The 18,265-nt window shown below is 43.5% G+C and carries 20 protein-coding genes; 12 read left to right on the top strand and 8 right to left on the bottom strand.

All coding sequences use genetic code 11. From position 1 onward, the window contains the following. The first annotated feature begins 32 nt into the window (after nucleotides 1-32). The 11 genes from kbl (at nucleotide 33) to J3L18_RS18470 (ending at nucleotide 8,871) form a co-directional block, all read left to right on the top strand. Nucleotides 33-1,223: a glycine C-acetyltransferase gene (gene kbl, locus J3L18_RS18420; protein ID WP_091172173.1), complete on the top strand. Its 1,191-nt coding sequence runs from the start codon at nucleotides 33-35 to the stop codon at nucleotides 1,221-1,223. Between the two features lie 41 nt (nucleotides 1,224-1,264). Further along, nucleotides 1,265-1,546 (top strand): DUF6364 family protein, encoded by a 282-nt coding sequence (locus J3L18_RS18425; RefSeq protein ID WP_091172171.1) that lies wholly within the window; start codon nucleotides 1,265-1,267, stop codon nucleotides 1,544-1,546. Beyond that, nucleotides 1,536-1,952, top strand: a complete 417-nt coding sequence (locus J3L18_RS18430) for a type II toxin-antitoxin system VapC family toxin (protein ID WP_129568430.1) — start codon at nucleotides 1,536-1,538, stop codon at nucleotides 1,950-1,952. The genes J3L18_RS18425 and J3L18_RS18430 overlap by 11 nt, the downstream gene beginning before the upstream one ends. Next, entirely contained in the window at nucleotides 1,952-2,986 is a 1,035-nt protein-coding gene (gene pheS, locus J3L18_RS18435; RefSeq protein WP_189549097.1) for a phenylalanine--tRNA ligase subunit alpha, read from the top strand. Before J3L18_RS18430 ends, pheS begins: the two co-directional genes overlap by 1 nt. Beyond that, on the top strand, nucleotides 2,983-3,396 hold the full coding sequence (locus J3L18_RS18440; RefSeq protein WP_091172165.1) for a Rieske (2Fe-2S) protein: 414 nt from the start codon (nucleotides 2,983-2,985) through the stop codon (nucleotides 3,394-3,396). Before pheS ends, J3L18_RS18440 begins: the two co-directional genes overlap by 4 nt. Beyond that, complete coding sequence (locus tag J3L18_RS18445) at nucleotides 3,396-3,977, top strand: TetR/AcrR family transcriptional regulator (protein WP_129568428.1); 582 nt, start codon at nucleotides 3,396-3,398, stop codon at nucleotides 3,975-3,977. The genes J3L18_RS18440 and J3L18_RS18445 overlap by 1 nt, the downstream gene beginning before the upstream one ends. 350 nt (nucleotides 3,978-4,327) lie before the next feature. Further along, nucleotides 4,328-5,662 carry a cell envelope integrity protein CreD gene (gene creD, locus J3L18_RS18450; RefSeq protein ID WP_129568427.1) on the top strand — a complete coding sequence of 445 codons (1,335 nt, stop codon included), beginning with the start codon at nucleotides 4,328-4,330 and terminating at the stop codon, nucleotides 5,660-5,662. A gap of 335 nt (nucleotides 5,663-5,997) precedes the next feature. Further along, nucleotides 5,998-7,407, top strand: coding sequence for a 23S rRNA (uracil(1939)-C(5))-methyltransferase RlmD (gene rlmD, locus J3L18_RS18455; RefSeq protein ID WP_129568426.1), 1,410 nt, complete (start codon nucleotides 5,998-6,000; stop codon nucleotides 7,405-7,407). 107 nt (nucleotides 7,408-7,514) lie between these two features. Continuing rightward, nucleotides 7,515-7,910, top strand: a complete 396-nt coding sequence (locus J3L18_RS18460; protein ID WP_091172158.1) for a hypothetical protein — start codon at nucleotides 7,515-7,517, stop codon at nucleotides 7,908-7,910. A gap of 131 nt (nucleotides 7,911-8,041) precedes the next feature. Next, nucleotides 8,042-8,554, top strand: a complete 513-nt coding sequence (locus tag J3L18_RS18465; protein ID WP_129568425.1) for a phosphoribosyltransferase family protein — start codon at nucleotides 8,042-8,044, stop codon at nucleotides 8,552-8,554. A 152-nt stretch (nucleotides 8,555-8,706) separates the two neighbouring features. Beyond that, nucleotides 8,707-8,871, top strand: a complete 165-nt coding sequence (locus J3L18_RS18470) for a hypothetical protein (protein ID WP_188834612.1) — start codon at nucleotides 8,707-8,709, stop codon at nucleotides 8,869-8,871. Nucleotides 8,872-8,970: 99 nt separating this feature from the next. Here the strand turns inward: J3L18_RS18470 and J3L18_RS18475 are convergent, their stop codons facing one another. Genes J3L18_RS18475 through J3L18_RS18490 form a run of 4 tightly spaced genes read right to left on the bottom strand, consistent with a single transcriptional unit; the run spans nucleotide 8,971 to nucleotide 12,211 of the window. Then, nucleotides 8,971-9,477 carry a shikimate kinase gene (locus J3L18_RS18475; protein WP_129568424.1) on the bottom strand — a complete coding sequence of 169 codons (507 nt, stop codon included), beginning with the start codon at nucleotides 9,475-9,477 and terminating at the stop codon, nucleotides 8,971-8,973. A gap of 10 nt (nucleotides 9,478-9,487) precedes the next feature. After that, nucleotides 9,488-10,546, bottom strand: coding sequence for an ABC transporter permease (locus tag J3L18_RS18480; RefSeq protein WP_091172149.1), 1,059 nt, complete (start codon nucleotides 10,544-10,546; stop codon nucleotides 9,488-9,490). A gap of 4 nt (nucleotides 10,547-10,550) precedes the next feature. Further along, on the bottom strand, nucleotides 10,551-11,714 hold the full coding sequence (locus tag J3L18_RS18485) for a BT_3928 family protein (RefSeq protein ID WP_129568423.1): 1,164 nt from the start codon (nucleotides 11,712-11,714) through the stop codon (nucleotides 10,551-10,553). A 5-nt stretch (nucleotides 11,715-11,719) separates the two neighbouring features. Next, a complete protein-coding gene (locus J3L18_RS18490; protein WP_090534301.1) occupies nucleotides 11,720-12,211 on the bottom strand; it encodes a DUF1599 domain-containing protein in 492 nt (163 codons plus the stop codon). Between the two features lie 177 nt (nucleotides 12,212-12,388). Between J3L18_RS18490 and folP the strand changes: the two genes are divergently transcribed. Continuing rightward, on the top strand, nucleotides 12,389-13,243 hold the full coding sequence (gene folP, locus J3L18_RS18495) for a dihydropteroate synthase (RefSeq protein ID WP_091172145.1): 855 nt from the start codon (nucleotides 12,389-12,391) through the stop codon (nucleotides 13,241-13,243). A gap of 163 nt (nucleotides 13,244-13,406) precedes the next feature. Here folP and J3L18_RS18500 read toward each other — a convergent pair whose 3' ends face one another. The 4 genes from J3L18_RS18500 to recJ all read right to left on the bottom strand — a co-directional run bounded on the left by J3L18_RS18500 (nucleotide 13,407) and on the right by recJ (nucleotide 18,224). Beyond that, nucleotides 13,407-13,934, bottom strand: a complete 528-nt coding sequence (locus J3L18_RS18500) for an REP-associated tyrosine transposase (RefSeq protein WP_091172143.1) — start codon at nucleotides 13,932-13,934, stop codon at nucleotides 13,407-13,409. Between the two features lie 183 nt (nucleotides 13,935-14,117). Next, a complete protein-coding gene (locus tag J3L18_RS18505; protein ID WP_129568422.1) occupies nucleotides 14,118-15,659 on the bottom strand; it encodes a GH3 auxin-responsive promoter family protein in 1,542 nt (513 codons plus the stop codon). A 7-nt stretch (nucleotides 15,660-15,666) separates the two neighbouring features. Beyond that, nucleotides 15,667-16,407: an LPS export ABC transporter ATP-binding protein gene (lptB, locus tag J3L18_RS18510; RefSeq protein ID WP_091172299.1), complete on the bottom strand. Its 741-nt coding sequence runs from the start codon at nucleotides 16,405-16,407 to the stop codon at nucleotides 15,667-15,669. Nucleotides 16,408-16,517: 110 nt separating this feature from the next. Further along, nucleotides 16,518-18,224 (bottom strand): single-stranded-DNA-specific exonuclease RecJ, encoded by a 1,707-nt coding sequence (gene recJ / locus J3L18_RS18515; RefSeq protein WP_129568421.1) that lies wholly within the window; start codon nucleotides 18,222-18,224, stop codon nucleotides 16,518-16,520. Nucleotides 18,225-18,265 lie beyond the last annotated feature (41 nt).

An 18,265-nucleotide genomic window follows, 5' to 3' on the forward strand; every position in this document is an offset into this window, starting at 1 on the left:
CTTAATTTTGCCCTCTTTAAAACACGCATGCTATGTACAATACACTAAAGCCGGTTTTACAACAGGAGTTAACCGAAATTGAAAACGCCGGGTTATACAAAAAGGAACGGATCATTACTTCGCCCCAGGGCGCCGATATTACTGTTCAGGGCGGTGCCGAAGTAATTAACTTTTGCGCCAATAACTACCTCGGCCTATCGGGTAATGCCAAAGTAGTACAGGCCGCCAAAGATGCCATGGATACGCATGGTTACGGTTTATCGTCTGTACGGTTTATATGTGGTACACAGGACATACACAAAGAGCTTGAAAAAAAGATAGCTGAATTTTTGGGCACTGAAGATACCATACTTTACGCTGCGGCTTTTGATGCCAACGGCGGCGTGTTTGAACCTTTATTTAACGATCAGGACGCTATTATATCTGACGAACTGAACCATGCTTCGATCATTGACGGCGTGCGCCTTTGCAAGGCCCAACGCTACCGTTACAAACACGATGATATGGCCGACCTGGAAGAAAAATTAAAAGCTACACAGGAACTGCGTCACCGAATCATCGTTACCGATGGCGCTTTCAGCATGGACGGCACCATTGCCCAGTTAGATAAAATCTGCGACCTGGCCGATAAGTACAACGCGCTGGTCATGATAGATGAGAGCCATTGTTCGGGCTTTATGGGCAAAAATGGCCGCGGTACGCATGAACATCATAATGTGATGGGCAGGATTGATATCATCACCGGTACATTAGGTAAAGCTTTGGGTGGCGCATCGGGTGGTTTTACATCTGGTCGTAAAGAAATTATTGATATGCTGCGCCAGCGCTCGCGCCCGTATTTGTTTTCAAATACTTTGGCGCCAGCAATTACCGGTGCTTCAATTGCGGTACTGGATATGTTAAGCGAAACCACAGAGCTTCGCGACAAACTGGAAAGCAATACGCAATACTTCCGTCAAAAAATGACCGAAGCTGGTTTTGACATTAAACCCGGCGTGCATCCTATAGTCCCGGTTATGTTATATGATGCCAAGCTGGCCCAGGAGTTTGCAGCCAAAATGCTTGACGAAGGTATTTATGTAATAGGCTTTTACTATCCGGTTGTACCGCAGGGTAAAGCAAGGATCAGGGTACAGATCTCGGCAGCGCATGATATGCACCACCTTGATAAAGCTATCGCAGCGTTTACTAAGGTGGGTAAGGAACTGGGAGTGCTTAAATAACACGCGTAGTTTTTTTATATTTGTAGATATAATTCCTTTTTATGGAAAGTACAAAGTTAACTTTGAGTGTCAAGGCCGATTCGCTGTCTCTTGTTAAGGAGTATGCAAAACGGCAACACACCAGTGTATCCAAACTGGTGCAGGAGTTTCTTGATGGCATAGCAGAGCAGGAAAAAAAGGACGATCCGATAAAAGAGAAGTATAAAAATGTGGAAATACCTGAATGGATCAAACAACTTACAGGTATAGTGAAGGATCCTAATCCGGATATGAGCTACGATGATATGAAACACGAATATTTCAAAGAGAAATATGGCATATAAACGCCTCTTTCTGGATAGCGATGTTTTACTGGACATGTTTTTGAAAAGGGAACCTTTTTTCTTTCACACTCAGATACTGCTAATTGAGTGCATAAAAAGAAATATCGAATTGCGAACCTCCTCATTGGTGATAGCAAACATAGTTTACGTGTTGAGGAAACAGGTTGGGATATTGAAAGCCAAGGAGAATTTAAAGAATCTGTTTAATTCTGCAAAAGTGTTGCCTTTTGAATTCGATGCAATAGAAACAGCTATATCAAGTGATATCACGGATTTTGAAGACGCTATTCAATTTCACATCGCCCAAAAAGATAATTGCGACGCCATCATCACCCGAAATATAAAAGACTATAAAAACTCAACCATACCGGTTTTAACAGCCGAACAATTTTTAAATACATTATAATGCAAGCTCAGATAGACCAATATACCGCCGAGATCAATGCTTTTTCGCCAGCTAATGCCGACGAACTGGAAGCGTTCCGTATTAAATTTTTAGGCACCAAGGGTATTATTAAAGACCTTTTTGAGCAGTTTAAAAGCGTTAGTCCGGAAGAGAAACGCACTTTCGGCAAGGTACTTAACGAGTTTAAACAACTGGCCGAAACTAAATATAACGAACTGAAGGAAAATTTAACATCCGACGTCCAAAATTCGAAATCCGAAATCGATCTTACTTTACCCGGCGATGGCTTTACTGTTGGCTCACGCCATCCGTTATCATTGGTGCGTAACGAGATCATCGATATCTTTAAGCGCTTAGGTTTCGTTGTTGCCGAAGGCCCTGAAATTGAAGACGACTGGCATAACTTCTCGGCCCTGAACTTCCCGGAAGAGCACCCGGCACGTGACATGCAGGATACCTTCTTTATTAAAAAGAATAATGGTAAAGATGATATTGCGCTGCGTACCCACACCTCATCGGTACAGGTACGGATGATGGAAGCCGGCAAACCACCGTTCCGTGCAATTATGCCGGGCAGGGTTTACCGTAACGAGGCAATTTCAGCCCGTGCACATTGCTTTTTCCACCAGGTTGAAGGTTTGTATGTTGATGAGAATGTATCTTTCTCTGATCTGAAACAAACGCTTTATCACTTTGTACAGGAGCTTTATGGCGAAGGTACAAGGGTACGCTTCCGTCCGTCATACTTCCCGTTCACCGAGCCATCAGCCGAAATGGATATTTCGTGTACCATTTGCGGTGGTGCCGGTTGCAACATGTGTAAACACAGCGGTTGGGTAGAGATTTTAGGCTGCGGTATGGTTGACCCTAACGTTTTGGAAAATTGCGGTATCGACAGTAAAAAATATACAGGCTTTGCCTTTGGTATGGGTATGGAGCGTATTGCCAATCTTAAATATGTGATCCGCGACCTGCGCCTGTTTTCAGAAAACGACGTACGTTTCCTCAAACAGTTCCAAACTGAAATTTTATGAGGAAACTCACTATAATATTATTGGTAGTTATCGGTTGCTTTTCGTGCGGAAAAGCAACCGATAATGTCCCGAGCGTACCTGTTAATTTCCAGGCCGCGTTGGGCACACCGGCATTGAGCCCCCTTAACGTTGCGGGCGGCGCGGTGGCCATTAATGGTTATGGTGTGTCCGGATTGATCATTTACCGTAAAGTGAACGGCACTTATGCCGCCTACGACCGATGTAGCAGCTATCAGCCCGAAAAAAAATGCGCCGTAACAATTGACAATACAGGCTTTACGGTAACCGATCCCTGCAGCGGTTCAAAGTTTAGCCTTGAAGATGGCACTCCGGTAAAAGCCCCGGCAACAAAGGCATTAAGAACCTATAGGGTAGCTGTTACCCAGTTTGAAATTCAAGTAACTAATTAATGGAAGCCGACAAAATAAAAGATAGTATTAAGCGGGCGGCACAGGAACTTTTCCGCAAATTCGGGTACCATAAAACCAGTGTTAATGAGATTGCAAAAAAGGCAAAAATTGCCAAGGCAACCATCTATAAATACTTCGATAGCAAAGAGGCCGTATTGCACGTACTGCTGATGGACTACATCAAAGCCAGTGTTGACGACCTGGTACAAAGCAATTGGAATGATATTGATGAAGAGGTTTATCTCAATAACCTCATCATGAAAACCTGCCGCCTCTCCTACACCGTTTGTAACGAGTTTATTGGCTGGGATTTTATCCGCGAATCAACCAATTCCCAGGATTTTTTAAAAAATCTCTCTAATGAGCTGGAAGAATTGCTTATGGCATCATTTATCCAATTGCCAGGTATCCGCAAGCACGAAACTTATCAGCAGCGCTTACGCTTTCTGATCAAGTGCAGCAAAAGCATCGTGTTCAGCTTCGCCTTTACCTCGGTAAGTGATTCGGACGTGCGCAAGAATTTTGTTTCTTTCCAGAAAGACATCCTGCCTTATCTGGTTAAGGCTGCGGTTTCGGTTTAAGAATACCTTTCAATTAAAAACTACCTAAAGAACGACCTACTTATTGCCGTTGACTAAAGTCAACGGATTAAAGGAGTAAATAGCCGGGCTTCAGCCCAAATCCAAGGTGTATTTCGGCTAAAGCCTTCTGTCTTTCGCAATAATTCCGTCGACTAAAGTCAACGGCAATGAATTTATTTGATAGCTATCTGACCGGCCTTTAAACAGTTTTTGACTATTTGAGTAAAAATTTCTATTTTTTACTTTGAAATACAAAGTACTTTACGCTATATTTGTTTTGGGTTTAACAACGAGCCCCTTCTTTTTAATTATACACTTTGAAATACAAAGTACTTTATATCTAAACAATCATGATAGAGGAACAATCACCAAAACAAACAACATTGGGCTGGCTCAGGGAGTCGGCAACATTTAAATTGATCTTTATCGGGCTATTGGCGCTTTTACTCTTAATTCCATCAGCCTTCGTCCAAAACCTGGTAACCGAACGTGCAGCCAGACAGGGTGAAACGGCCAAAGAGGTATCAGATAGCTGGTCGGCCAGTCAGATCATTAAAGGTCCAATATTGGTTATCCCTTATAAAAAAGGAATAAATATGCCCGACACCGCTAAGCAGGCGCCTATAGAAAACCTGTACATTTTGCCCGACAACCTTCACATTAAGGCAGGCCTTACAACACAGCTTAGGCACCGGGGCATTTTTGACGTGGCGGTATACAATACGCAGGTAAAAGTAAGCGGTAATTTTGCCAGGCTTGATCTCTCCTCACTCGGTATAAATATAAACCAGCTCCTTTTAAACAAAGCAAGATTTGAATTTAGTGTGAGCGACCTGAAAGGTTTGAAAAGCAACCCGGTTATAAAAACAACTCAACCCATACTTGACGCCGAACCGTCATTTGAATCCGTATTTGGCAATGGTTTGCAAGCCGGTGTTGATCTTTCAGCAATAAACAATAACGAAATTCCATTTGATTTCACGCTTGATTTGAAAGGCAGTGAAGGATTGAGCTTTTTACAAATGGGTAAAACTACCGATGTGCGGGTAAATAGCAACTGGAGCAGCCCGAGCTTTGATGGCAATTTCCTCCCCGATGACGCTAAAGTTGATACCAGCGGCTTTAGCGCCAGCTGGCGTATGATGTATTATAACCGGCCATTCCCACAACAGTGGACCGGTCAGCAAAAAACGTTGGATAACGACAAAAAACTTAAAGATGCCACCTTTGGGGTAAAACTCCGTCTCCCGGTTGATCAGTACCAAAAAACCACGCGTACCAGCAAGTATGCGATATTCATTATCCTGCTCACCTTTATCTCCTTGTTTTTAACCGAGGTTATCCGCAAGCAACCGATACATTTGTTCAATTACATACTGATTGGTGCGGCTATGGTTATTTACTACACACTGCTATTATCGTTTTCAGAGCAGGTTGGCTATAATTTTGCTTACCTAATTGCATCTGTATCAACCATAGCACTTATATCCATATTTATATCATCCCTGTTCAAAAACGGCAAGGCGGCGTTACTGTTCGCCTTTATTTTAGCGGTGTTTTATGCCTTCATCTTTGTGATCATTCAACTCGAAGATCTCGCTTTAATGGTTGGCAGCATCGCATTGTTTATTATAATAGCTGTACTAATGTATTTTTCGCGCAAGATAAACTGGGATAAAAATTAAGCATTGCATATACCAATCAGCAAAGATTTATGAAATCTTTGCTGATTATAAATTAAACCTTATACCGATTTGGTTTTTAGTTTAAAAATTACTATGTTAGCATAGTAATTTTTTATTTTATGAGCCGCGAACTAACAGAACTTTCCGACCTGATTGATGAGCAATTTGAGATAGAAGATATTACCGTTGACGATAATGTGGTTAACTATCTGCTAAGTTTATTTGCTTAGAGATCCTGCTTTAAGATCGCAACGTCTTTTAAAGGCGACCGGCTTTCTTTTGTCTCTCTCCTCCCATTTTCAGGATTAAATAAATAGGGTTAACTTTGCAGCCTGATGAGTAAAGCTAACAAACCAAAGTTTTTTGAGAACGTACAGATCATTGACATTGCCGAAGAAGGCAAAGGCGTAGGCAAGGCAGATGATTTTGTTCTTTTTGTAGATAAGGCCGTACCCGGCGATATTGCCGACGTACAAGTGTACCGGAGTAAGAAAAACTTCGGCGAGGGGAAAATCACCGAATTAAAACAAGCTTCAGAATACCGCACACAAGCTTTTTGTGAACACTTTGGCACCTGCGGTGGCTGCAAATGGCAGCACATGACCTATGAGGCTCAGCTTAAATTCAAACAAAAATCGGTTGTCGATGCTTTAAGTCGCCTGGCCAAGATCAACGTTGATGGCATAATGCCTATCGTCCCATCTCCTGCCGACAGGTATTACCGCAACAAACTTGAATTTACATTCTCCAACAAACGCTGGCTTTACGATGGCGAAAACAAGGAGGACGGTACATTAAATATGAATGCCCTGGGCTTTCACATCCCTGGTCGTTTTGATAAGATATTGGATGTAAACCACTGCTACCTGCAAGCCGAACCATCAAACAACCTGCGGAACGAAATTCGTGATTTTACCATTCAACAGGGTTATACGTATTACGATCTGCGTAATCACAGCGGTATGCTCCGCAATTTGGTTGTACGCACCTCATCAACCGGTGAGATCATGGTTATTGTGGTTTTCGCTTACGCGGAACAAAGCGAGATCGATAACCTGATGAGCCATATTGACGCCCGTTTCCCGGAAATAACTTCATTGTTATATATCGTAAATCAGAAAAAGAACGATACTATTTTTGACCAGGATGTTGTAGCCTTTAAAGGCCCCGAATATATCCACGAGGAAATGAATGGCATCAAGTTCCGTATAGGGCCTAAGTCATTTTACCAGACCAACTCTGTACAGGCACTCCGTCTGTATGAAATAACCCGCGATTTCGCGGGTTTTAAAGGCGATGAACTGGTTTATGACCTTTACACGGGCGCCGGCACCATTGCCAACTTTGTTGCCGGTCACGTGCGTGAAGTTGTTGGTGTTGAGTATGTACCAGCTGCTATTGAAGATGCTAAGGTAAATTCGGCCATTAACAATATCACCAACACCAAGTTTTATGCGGGTGATATGAAAGATGTATTGGTGGCCGATTTCGTGGCTGAGCATGGCAAACCGGATGTGATCATTACCGACCCACCACGTGCAGGCATGCACCCTGATGTAGTAGCCCGCTTAATGGAAATTGAAGCCCCTAAAATTGTTTATGTAAGCTGCAATGCCGCCACCCAGGCCCGTGACCTGTTGGTGCTAAAAGAAAAATATGATACGGTTAAAATTCAGCCGGTAGATATGTTTCCGCATACCCAGCACGTGGAGAATGTGGTGTTGCTTGTTTTGAGAAGTATATAGTTCATGGTTGATGGTTCATAGTTATCGGCTTGCTGATAATAGAATCTTAATCAAAAAATCGGTGTAATCCCCTAAAAAAATCAGCGTAATCAAAAAAATCAACGGTCATGAACCCTGAAGAACTGCTTAACGAAGGAAATGAACGCAACAAACCGGCGGCCGATAGTCCACTGATAAGTTTGGAGCGCGACCTAAAATATTTTAACGAGTCAATTAAAGAGGTATCTGAGGAGATCATGAACGAAGGTCTTTCTTCCTACCCTATTTTTATAGCTCATCAGCACGAACTTAGTTTAGGCGAATTAATCCTTGATCGTCATGATTTAAACTCGGAATGGAGTATTCATGCTTCTACATTGGAAGAATTTGTAGAACGAGACGTTATAAAGCCTGTACTGAAAGAACGCTTTATTAACAGCTACAAAGATCCGTACCAATTTATGTGCGTATTTGTAGTGGTTCCCGAAGGCGCAAACTTTGTGTTTTTCCCTTACGCTAAGTAAGTTTTATTTATATAAATTTGAGACGTGCGGCCCCTTCTCCCGAAGACGCAATATGGAATGGACTATTTTAGTTGAATCCTGCTTCCGCATAAAAGCTCCTTTAAAAAGAGCAATAAATAATGCTGATAAAAATGCCTGAAAAAAAGCTTCTCATACTAAATAAGCAACAGATCCAGCAAAAGCTCGACAGGATGGCCTACCAGATACTGGAGGATAATTTTGACGAGAATGAAATACTGATAGCCGGTATCCTGCCGCGTGGCAACCACATTGCCGAGCGCCTGAAAACCATCCTCGATGGCATTGCGCCTTTCAAAAGCCGCCTGCTTACTATCGAACTTGAAAAACAAAGCAGCAGCTTAAGCGCCAATATTGATTTTGAGGTAGAAGAATGCAGTAATAAAGTGGTGATACTGGTTGATGATGTGCTGAACAGCGGTAAAACCCTTGCTTATGGCTTTGGTGTGTTTTTAGATGTTCCGCTCAAGAAACTTCGTACCGCGGTATTGGTTGACCGTAATCATAAAAGTTTCCCTATCACTACGGATTTTGCCGGTGTGGCCCTTTCAACCGTTATTAAAGAACATGTTGATGTAGTGCTTGATGAAGAAGATGGCGAAGAGGATGCGGTTTATTTGAGGTAGGATGAATTCTGTCTTATTCAACTGGTTTTTATTCAATAAATCATTTTATAGAGATCGTCATTGCTGTAAGAAATACGAAGCAATCCGGCATAAGCAGAGCAGCAACGCAAAGGTTATGACACTTTCCTCTTCTTGGTTTTTATAATTTAAAAATGGCAGAAAAGATTAATTATACAAGAGACTGGTGGGAAAATTTATCTGAAGCTGAAAAACGGCATATTGATGCAGGTATAGCCGATGCCGAAAATGGCAGAACTGTTTCTGCAGAAGAGTTCTGGGATAAATTAAAAGGACAAAATGAAGATTTATATTCTTAATTTTGGGCGTTCCTTCGGCCGGGCTTTGCACTCATACTGCACAGGCATTAGCCACTTGGCCGGTATCCGTTTCAATCCCTAACGCAAAAAGAAGGCTCTTTAAATACTCGCCCCCAGCGCCTCTTCCAGCTTCTCAACCGACATATCAATCCCTTCAACAATATTTGTTGCCTGCAGGTAGAAACCTTCACGTTCGGCCAGTTTGCCTGTTATAAATTCAATCAGTTCATCACCTTTTTTCCCTTGCAATACCGGACGTATTGTTTTGCTGTTCTCCAGCCTGTCGGCCAGGGTTTTGGGAGATAATTTGATGTAGAGCGTTTTGCCGTTGGTGTTCATCCAATCCATATTATCGAAAAAACAGGGCAATCCACCGCCTGTTGATACTACGGCATTCTCAGCGTATTCAGTTTCCTTAAGTACCTCCGATTCCAGCTTACGGAAGGCATCCTCGCCAAAAGATGAGAAATATTCGGCTATGCTCATGCCTGCTTTGGCTTCAAGCACATGGTCAAGATCAACAAATTCGTAGCCCCATTTGGCGGCCAGTTTGCGGCTCCATGTTGTTTTGCCACAGCCCATAAAGCCCACAATAAAATATTTCATAAAAATTTCTTCAGCTTAATTTTACCCGAGGGTCAATCCAAACATAGATAACATCCACCAGGATACTGATCACTACAAATATAAACGCGATAAACAATATAGAGCCCATCACCACCGGAAAATCCGACATTTCCAAAGCATCAACAGTAGCTTTACCTAATCCGTTATAACCAAAAATGTATTCCACAAAAAACGAACCTGCCAAAAGCGACGCAAACCAGTTGGCAATGGCGGTAATTACCGGGTTCATGGCATTTTTAAGTGCATGACGGTAAATAATCGTCCGGTTACTTAATCCTTTCGCTTTGGCAGTTCGGATGTAATCCTGCCCCAAAACATCAAGCATCGCATTACGGGTAAGCTGCACAATAATAGCCAATGGGCGCAAACCCAAAGTAATTACCGGCAGTACCAGATTTTTCAGCGTAATCACCTCCCCTTTAAAAGGATCATAGCTATATAAACTGCCCGACATATTTAAATGCGTGTAATTACTTAGCACAAAACCAAAGATCCAGGCAATGATAATCCCGGCAAAAAAAGAAGGGGCAGAAATGCCCAGTGTTGAAAAACTAATAGCCAGTTTATCAATCCAGGTATCTTTATTCACCGCGCTTGCCACGCCCAAAAAAACACCGATAATGATAGCGAAGATCATAGCGGCAGCTGCAAGCACCAATGTATTCGGGATCACTTCCATCAATAACGAGGCTACATCCTTACGGGTTTGGTACGAACGTCTCAGGTAAGGCCATTTCAGTGCAAGTACTTTACTCTTGCTCACCGGGAATAGTTTTACATAGCCGTAACGCTGTTGCTCGTCAGCCGTATTAAGATGGATACCTAATGGGGAAAGATCATTCAGATAATAGGCAAATTGCACCGGGACCGGTTTATCCAGCCCAAACTCTTTGCGTACGGCCTGAAGCGATTGTACGTCGGCACGCTGCCCTTGGGTCATACGGGCAGGGTCGACAGGTAAAATATTGAACAGGAAAAAAACAACAAACACTACCCCCAGCATTACTGCCAGCCCGTACATTAATTTGCGGAGCAGGTAGGGGATCATTTTGTTATTTCTGTAAGTATTCCTTTACTATGTCTTCGTATTTAGGCACCGAATGATAATGCCACTTATTAATAACGGTGCCATTCTTAATTAACAAAACGCCCGGATTGGAACGCACCATTGATTTCAGCGGAACACCGTCTGCATAAAAGATTTCGCTGATCAGCTTATGCTCTTTGGCAAACGCTTTGGCATCGGCTGCGGAATTTGAGGTGAGCAGTACAGTACGGATATTATAATTATCAGTCAAATTAATGGCCAATGCGTTTAAGCGATTGATCGCATCTTTATTTGTTTCGCTCAAATCATAAGCTACAATGAACAGGCTATAAAAAGGGCTCGAAAGTAATTCTTTGGTATAATCGTTCCGCTGTTCATCCTGGATAGCCAGGTCACGAATTTTAGGCTCATATCCCTTTTTTACCAGCCGGTTTTCCGGGTCACCGACAACTTCCCAACTGGCGTCCTTCCAGATATTGCTTTTAAGGTATTCCTTATCGTTCATCACCCTGGTAGCGCCAGTCTTTTTGTTTTTGAGGTGATAGGTAAGTTCAAACTCGTCAAGAGGTGCACCGGGCGGAATCTTCATTTCATCGGGTAGGTTAGCACCTATTTTGTATGGCAAAAAATCAATGACCGGCGAAAAGTTGTAGGTGTATACGCCGAAGCCAACCGAAACTACGGCAGCGCAGATCAGCCACTTATCGCCAACCTTCGCGCTAAATAATGGCTTAATTTCTTTGCGCTTTACAAACAATACCAGCACCAAAGCAAGCAAAACCATATCCTTACTGAAGGACTGCCATGGTGTTAAGGGAATGGCATCGCCAAAGCAGCCGCAGGTTTGCACCACTTTAAAAAAAGCCGAATAAAATGTAAGGAAGCCAAAAAAGATGATCAGCAATAACAATCCCCAGGCAACTTTAACAGCGCGGGCACCAATGAGCAAGGCGAAACCCAGCAACATTTCAAGCGCGCATAACACAATGGCCATCGTAAGCGCTAGCCCATTGAGGAAAGTTATATGAAAAACCTCAAAATACTCAACCAGCTTATACGAAAAGCCCAGCGGATCATTGGCTTTGATCGCTCCCGAAAATATAAACAACAAGCCCACCAATAAGCGTGGGATCCATATTACAGCGCTATTTGATGATGTATTTTTCATAAGCTTTATTTGCCCAGATGTATATTAAGCTTGATCAGCGCGAAAACGGCATAGTTCAGCATATCCTGGTAGTTGGCTTTTACACCTTCTGAAGCTTCTGTAAGGCCCTGATTATCTTCTATCTGTTTTACGCGGAGCAGTTTCATCAGTATCAGATCTGTCAATGAACTGATGCGCATATCGCGCCATGCTTCGCCGTAATCATGATTTTTGGCAAACATCAATTCTTTGGTTTCATTCACCTTCTCGTCAAACATCTGGCTCACATGATCAGGGTTAAGCTCGGTCGACATTTCGGGGCCGCATTCCAGCTGCATCATGGCTATCACACAATAGTTAACAATACCGATGTATTCGCCGGTGATATCATCGCCCACTTTTGAAATTTTCTTCTCTTCTAAAGTGCGGATTCGCTGGGCCTTAATAAAAATCTGATCGGTAATGGATTGCGGACGGAGGATACGCCATGCGGTGCCGTAGTCGCGGGTCTTTTTCATGAAAAGGCCTTTACATATATTAATTACGCCTTCGTATTCTGCTGCTGTATTAGTCAAAAGATGATGTGTTTTGTTTGTTGTAATGTTGTAAAGCTTAAATGTTGGGAGGTTTTGAAGCCTGCGCCTGTAAAGTTAGTTAACTTTGCCGTATTATAACTTTGCAACACTTAACTAACCGTGACTAAAAATACATTTTTCCGTAAAAAAGTTACACTTAATGCCGGGGGCCGATTGATTGATCTTTCATCGCCAAAAGTGATGGGCATTATCAATATCACACCCGACTCCTTTTTTGCCGATAGCCGCAAACCCGGCGTTGATGAAGCCCTATTTCAGGCGCAAAAAATGCTCGCTGATGGTGCAACGTTTTTAGACATTGGCGCGTATTCATCACGCCCCGGAGCGGTTGATATTTCGGTTCAGGAAGAAACGGACAGGTTATTGCCTGTTGTTGAAGCTATTGCTGCCCAATTCCCGGAGGCTATTATGTCGATAGATACCTTCCGGGCAAAGGTTGCCGAAGCGGCTGTAAAAGGCGGCGCACATATTATCAATGATATATCAGGCGGCATGCTTGATGGTGATATGTTTGCTACTGTTGCCCGCCTGCAGGTGCCTTATATCTTGATGCATATGAAAGGCACTCCGCAAACCATGAACCAACTGGCCGAATATGACGATGTATTTGGTGAGGTGTTTGATTATTTTATCTCGAAATACAGCGAATTAAAACGCCTTGGGGTACATGATGTGATCCTTGACCCAGGTTTCGGCTTTGCTAAAAAAGCGGAGCATAGTTATGAACTGATGAGCCGGATGAATGAGTTTAATATGTTGGGTTTACCTGTGCTTACTGGTATCTCCCGTAAAAGGATGATCTACGGTTTATTGGGGAATACGGCGAAAGAGGCGTTGAATGGTACTACAGCTTTAAATACTATTGCATTGACGAAAGGTACCAATATTTTGAGGGTACATGATGTGAAAGAGGCCGTGGAGGCGGTGAAGATTTGGGAGGCTTGTAAAAGTTAAAATTCGGCGGCCGGGAGGCCGCTTGATAGTTTGGCACTCGGCGAGAGCCGAGCGCCGGCCTTTTTTATTTTAATTTTTTATCAACTTAACGCTGACGCTCGGCTCCTGCCGAGTGTCGACTATTTCGCGGCCTCCCGGCCGCCGCAGCCCAAACAATTAACTGCTACTCGTCAACCTTAAACACAGAATCAGGGTTAGCGCTACTATACACATAAGCTACAGGATCGTTCACAATCATAGCTTCAACAGGATTATTGTGAATATAATCTGCCTTCTGATCAAACACTTTTACTGTTATCAGCTCGGTAGGATGCGTTGTCTTTTGCCAAAACTGATATTCACTATTTTGCTGAGTAGCATTTGCATAATATCTGAACATATAATGCAGCCATTCTTTTCTGCTTTCCGTATGGCTATCAGTTATCAATGCTATAATACGCTTAGCTGTATAACTTTTGAGGTCTCTTATAATTTGCGGAAGTTTTGCTTCCTCAGATTCAACTATGAGATGAATATGGCTAACCATTATACAATAAGCATACACCTTTAAGCCCTTGTTTTTTCTGCAAAATTCCAGGTTATTTAAAAACTCTTCGCAATATTCAGACCGGGTGAAAACATCTATCCAGCCAACTACCGTGAGGGTTACAAAAAACGGGCGATCTGTATTGGCTTTTCTGAATTCTGACATGATTTAGGCTTATTTGCGCTACGGCGGCCGGGAGGCCGCTTGATAGTCGACACTCGGCTGGAGCCGAGCGTCAGCGTGTTTGTTTATTTATTTTATTTCTATTTTCCCGCCACCGCTCGGCTCCAGCCGAGTGGTAACTATTCCCAGGCCTCCGGCCTGCGTTAACCTTTTTCTTTTTGCTTCTTAATTCTTAAAGTCCTGATTCTGAAAAGCCCCTTCCATCGTTTTCAAAATAGCATCAACATATTCCCGGTCATTAGCCAGGCGTGGTACCTTATGCTGGCCGCCTAATTTTCCTTTTTCCCTCATCCAGTTAAAGAAAGTACCATCAGGTGCGCGACGAACTATCGGGCGGCGAAGGGCAAGGTCTTTAAAACGTTTGGCGTCATAGTCGGAGTTGATGCGGCGCAGGGTTTCATCCAACAGGTCAACAAAACGCTCAAACTCGGCCGGTTTCTTTTCAAATTCAATAATCCACTCATGGGCACCGCATTCATTGCCGTTAAAATATACGGGAGCTGCGGTGTATTCCCTGATAATGGCGCCTGTTTGCGAGCAGGCTTCGTCCAATGCACGTTCGGCATTGTCAATGATTACCTCCTCGCCAAAGGCATTGATAAAATGTTTGGTACGACCCGTGATCTGGATCCTGAATGGCGAAAGCGACGAAAACTTAATGGTATCCCCTATCATGTAGCGCCACAGGCCCGCATTGGTTGATATGATGAGCGCGTAGTTTTTGTTTAGTTCCACCTCATCAAGAGTAAGTGTTTCAGGGTTTTCATCGTGAAGGTTTTCGATGGGTAAAAACTCGTAAAAAACACCGTAATCAAGCATCAGCAGCATATCGCCGGGCTCTTTGGTATCTTGTATGCCAAAGAAGCCTTCGGAAGCGTTATAATTTTCGAGGTAATACATATCCTCATGAGGGATAAGCTTTTTAAACTGCTCGCGGTAAGGTGTAAAATTCACCGCGCCATGGAAATACATTTCCAGGTTGGGCCAAATTTCAAGCAGGTTATTTTTGCCGGTGATCTCCAGGATGCGTTTAAACAACACCAGGTTCCAGGTGGGTACGCCGCTGATACTGGTAACATTAACATCCTTAGTAGCATGGGCTATCTTCTCAATCTTTTCCTCAAAATTTTCGAGCAGGGCAATGTCTAAATGCGGTGTACGGTGAAACTCGGCCCACATGGGCAGGTTTTTCATGATCACCGCCGAAAGATCTCCAAAGGAAGTATCCGGACTTAGCTGACTGATCTGGTGACTGCCCCCGAGCGTCAGGATTTTCCCCGTAAACATACGGGCGTTAGGCTGATTATTGAAATAAATGGTGAGCAGGTCCTTGCCACCTTTAAAGTGGCATTCTTCCAACGCTTCTTCACTTACCGGGATAAATTTGCTCCTGTCGCTGGTAGTACCCGATGATTTCGCAAACCAGCGGATCTCTGAAGGCCACAGCACATTTTTTTCGCCTTTAAGCATCCGCTCAATGTAAGGCTTTAACGTATCGTAATTTTGTATGGGGACGCGCTCCTTAAACTGGCCCAGATTTTCGATACTTTTATAATGGTGTTTTTTGCCCCACTCCGTGTTTTCAGCAACCGATACAAGTTGCTCAAACCATTCTTCCTGCACTTCATTAGGGTACTTCATAAAAAGCTCTATCTGGTGGATACGCTTTTTCATGAACCAGGTAAATACGGAGTTAAAGAGGGTCATAGGGTTATTATTGAGGAAAAACCTTTCTTTTAAGCACAAAGTTTGCCCCAAGATACACTTTCCTCACCATTTCATTCTCAGCCAATACCTCGGGCACGCCTGATTCTAATATTTTACCTTCAAAAAGCAGGTATGCGCGGTCGGTGATCGATAGCGTTTCCTGCACGTTGTGGTCGGTTATTAATATACCGATGTTGCGGGTACGCAGTTTGGCCACCATCGCCTGGATCTCCTCTACCGCAATCGGGTCAACCCCTGCAAAAGGCTCATCCAACAGGATAAAGTTTGGCTCGGCAGCAAGCGCGCGGGCAATTTCTGTGCGACGGCGCTCACCGCCCGATAACAGGTCGCCCCGGTTTTTACGCACTTTGTGCAAGCTAAACTCATCGATCAGCTCTTCCAGCTTATCTTTTTGCTTTTCTTTAGACATATCGCCCATTTCAAGCACCGCCTTAATATTATCCTCAACCGAAAGCTTCCTGAATACCGAGGCTTCCTGCGCCAGGTAGCCTATCCCTTTTTGGGCACGGCGGTACATCGGATCTTGCGTTATGTCCTGATTATCCAGGTGAATAGTACCTTCATTAGGTTTTATCAAACCTACTATCATATAAAATGATGTGGTTTTACCTGCGCCATTAGGCCCAAGTAAACCAACAATTTCACCTTGTGCCACATCAAAAGACACGTCGTTAACAACGGTACGCTGCTTGTATTTCTTAACTAAATTATCTGCTCTTAGTATCATTTTTTGTCTGAACCATGATTTCCGGGATTCATGGATTACCCTGATTACCTCACCCAACCCTCTCCTAGGGAGAGGGCTTTAATTTAAAAGTCTCGCCCTTTGGGGGAGATTTAGAGGGGGTTAAACCTTATCCCCTTCACATTCAACTGTATCGTTCTTCTTTCGCGCCAAACATTTTCTTCTATCGAATAGCACATTTCGAACGGAACACCCGGCCTTAATTGTTCCAGGTACTGGCCGTGGTTAAAGGCTATGCAATCAAATGCTGCCGATCCTTCCTGCATTACGCTCATTTTAATGTGTGAGCCGCCAACCAAACCGGCGTTACCACTAACATACACATTTTTACTTATGAAAACCGGCGCCATATTTTCAGGCCCGAAAGGAGCAAATTGACTCAGGATCCTGAAAAATTTCGGCTCTATCTGGCTTAAACGTAATTCGGCGTCAATTTGTATTTGCTGAATCAATTGTTCGGGTTTTATGGTAGAGCTTACCACCTCTTCAAACCTTTCAATAAAAGCTTCAAGGTTTTCGGGGGCCATGGTAAGGCCGGCCGCATACTTATGCCCTCCAAACTGGATCAGCAGATCTTTGCAGCCACAAAGCGCTTCGTACAGATCATATCCTAAAACCGAACGTGCCGACCCGGCTACATGCCCATTTGAACGGGTAAGCACAATGGTTGGTCGGTAGTATTTTTCAGTAAGTCGCGACGCCACAATACCTATTACCCCTTTATGCCAATCTTCATTAAAAACCACCGTCGATTTACGGGCAATCAACACCTCGTCATTTTCTATCATGCCAAGCGCTTCGTCGGTAATGGTAAGATCATGCCCCTTGCGTTCGGTGTTACGCACATTGATCATGGCGCTTTTTTCTTTGGCAATATCTTTATCAGTGGCTATCAGTAATTCAACCGCATGTTTGGCGTCGTCTATCCTGCCGGCGGCATTAATCCGCGGGCCCAGCGAAAATACTACATCTGATATAGTATATGTCCCTGTCTTGCCCGCTATCTCCATCAAGGCTTTAACGCCTATACATGGGTCAGTATTTATTTTTTGCAGGCCGAAGTGTGCGAGCACCCTATTCTCTCCTGTGATATGAACAATATCACAGGATATGCTGATCACCACCAGGTCGAGATAGCAGTTTACTTCTTCAATTGGGATATTATTTTTTTCGGCATAGGCCTGGATCAGCTTGAAGCCAATGCCGCAGCCGGATAATTCCTTATATGGATATTCACAATCTTCGCGTTTAGGGTCAAGCACTGCCACCGCATTCGGGATAGATGTGCCTGGTAAGTGGTGATCACAGATAATAAAATCAATGCCTCTTTCATTGGCATAGTCAATTTTATCAACTGATTTAATGCCGCAGTCCAGCGCTATGATCAGGGTGATTCCGTGCTCAGCAGCATAGTCAATTCCCTGGGTAGAGATCCCATAACCTTCTTTGTAGCGGTCGGGGATATAATATTCAATATTGGTATACAGCTTTTTGAAAAAACTGTAGGTTAGCGCGACAGCTGTGGTGCCATCCACATCGTAATCACCGTAGATCATGATCTTTTCGCCTGCTGCTATGGCTTGCTCAATACGGAGGATGGCCTTTTCCATATCCTTCATCAGGAATGGATCGTGCAGATGCCGGTGATCGGGCCTGAAAAAATAGCGGGCATCTTCAAAGGTGGTAATACCACGCTGCACAAGCATAGCGCTTAGTACGGTATCAATGTTGAGTTGGGCTGCTAATTTTATTACATCATCATGGTTTGTATTATCCTTTAGCGCCCAACGTTTATTCATATCTTTGCAGCTTGAAACAGTAAATATACTTATGCTCTGTT

Source organism: Mucilaginibacter gossypii (genome assembly GCF_017569325.2).
Taxonomy (GTDB): domain Bacteria; phylum Bacteroidota; class Bacteroidia; order Sphingobacteriales; family Sphingobacteriaceae; genus Mucilaginibacter; species Mucilaginibacter gossypii.

Excerpts from the sequence above, each read along its gene's own strand:
- kbl (WP_091172173.1), top strand. The coding sequence starts at position 33 with ATGTACAATACACTAAAGCCGGTTTTACAACAGGAGTTAACCGAAATT.
- J3L18_RS18425 (WP_091172171.1), top strand. The coding sequence starts at position 1,265 with ATGGAAAGTACAAAGTTAACTTTGAGTGTCAAGGCCGATTCGCTGTCT.
- J3L18_RS18430 (WP_129568430.1), top strand. The coding sequence starts at position 1,536 with ATGGCATATAAACGCCTCTTTCTGGATAGCGATGTTTTACTGGACATG.
- pheS (WP_189549097.1), top strand. The coding sequence starts at position 1,952 with ATGCAAGCTCAGATAGACCAATATACCGCCGAGATCAATGCTTTTTCG.
- J3L18_RS18440 (WP_091172165.1), top strand. The coding sequence starts at position 2,983 with ATGAGGAAACTCACTATAATATTATTGGTAGTTATCGGTTGCTTTTCG.
- J3L18_RS18445 (WP_129568428.1), top strand. The coding sequence starts at position 3,396 with ATGGAAGCCGACAAAATAAAAGATAGTATTAAGCGGGCGGCACAGGAA.
- creD (WP_129568427.1), top strand. The coding sequence starts at position 4,328 with ATGATAGAGGAACAATCACCAAAACAAACAACATTGGGCTGGCTCAGG.
- rlmD (WP_129568426.1), top strand. The coding sequence starts at position 5,998 with ATGAGTAAAGCTAACAAACCAAAGTTTTTTGAGAACGTACAGATCATT.
- J3L18_RS18460 (WP_091172158.1), top strand. The coding sequence starts at position 7,515 with ATGAACCCTGAAGAACTGCTTAACGAAGGAAATGAACGCAACAAACCG.
- J3L18_RS18465 (WP_129568425.1), top strand. The coding sequence starts at position 8,042 with ATGCCTGAAAAAAAGCTTCTCATACTAAATAAGCAACAGATCCAGCAA.
- J3L18_RS18470 (WP_188834612.1), top strand. The coding sequence starts at position 8,707 with ATGGCAGAAAAGATTAATTATACAAGAGACTGGTGGGAAAATTTATCT.
- J3L18_RS18475 (WP_129568424.1), bottom strand. The coding sequence starts at position 9,477 with ATGAAATATTTTATTGTGGGCTTTATGGGCTGTGGCAAAACAACATGG.
- J3L18_RS18480 (WP_091172149.1), bottom strand. The coding sequence starts at position 10,546 with ATGATCCCCTACCTGCTCCGCAAATTAATGTACGGGCTGGCAGTAATG.
- J3L18_RS18485 (WP_129568423.1), bottom strand. The coding sequence starts at position 11,714 with ATGAAAAATACATCATCAAATAGCGCTGTAATATGGATCCCACGCTTA.
- J3L18_RS18490 (WP_090534301.1), bottom strand. The coding sequence starts at position 12,211 with ATGAAAAAGACCCGCGACTACGGCACCGCATGGCGTATCCTCCGTCCG.
- J3L18_RS18500 (WP_091172143.1), bottom strand. The coding sequence starts at position 13,934 with ATGTCAGAATTCAGAAAAGCCAATACAGATCGCCCGTTTTTTGTAACC.
- J3L18_RS18505 (WP_129568422.1), bottom strand. The coding sequence starts at position 15,659 with ATGACCCTCTTTAACTCCGTATTTACCTGGTTCATGAAAAAGCGTATC.
- lptB (WP_091172299.1), bottom strand. The coding sequence starts at position 16,407 with ATGATACTAAGAGCAGATAATTTAGTTAAGAAATACAAGCAGCGTACC.
- recJ (WP_129568421.1), bottom strand. The coding sequence starts at position 18,224 with ATGAATAAACGTTGGGCGCTAAAGGATAATACAAACCATGATGATGTA.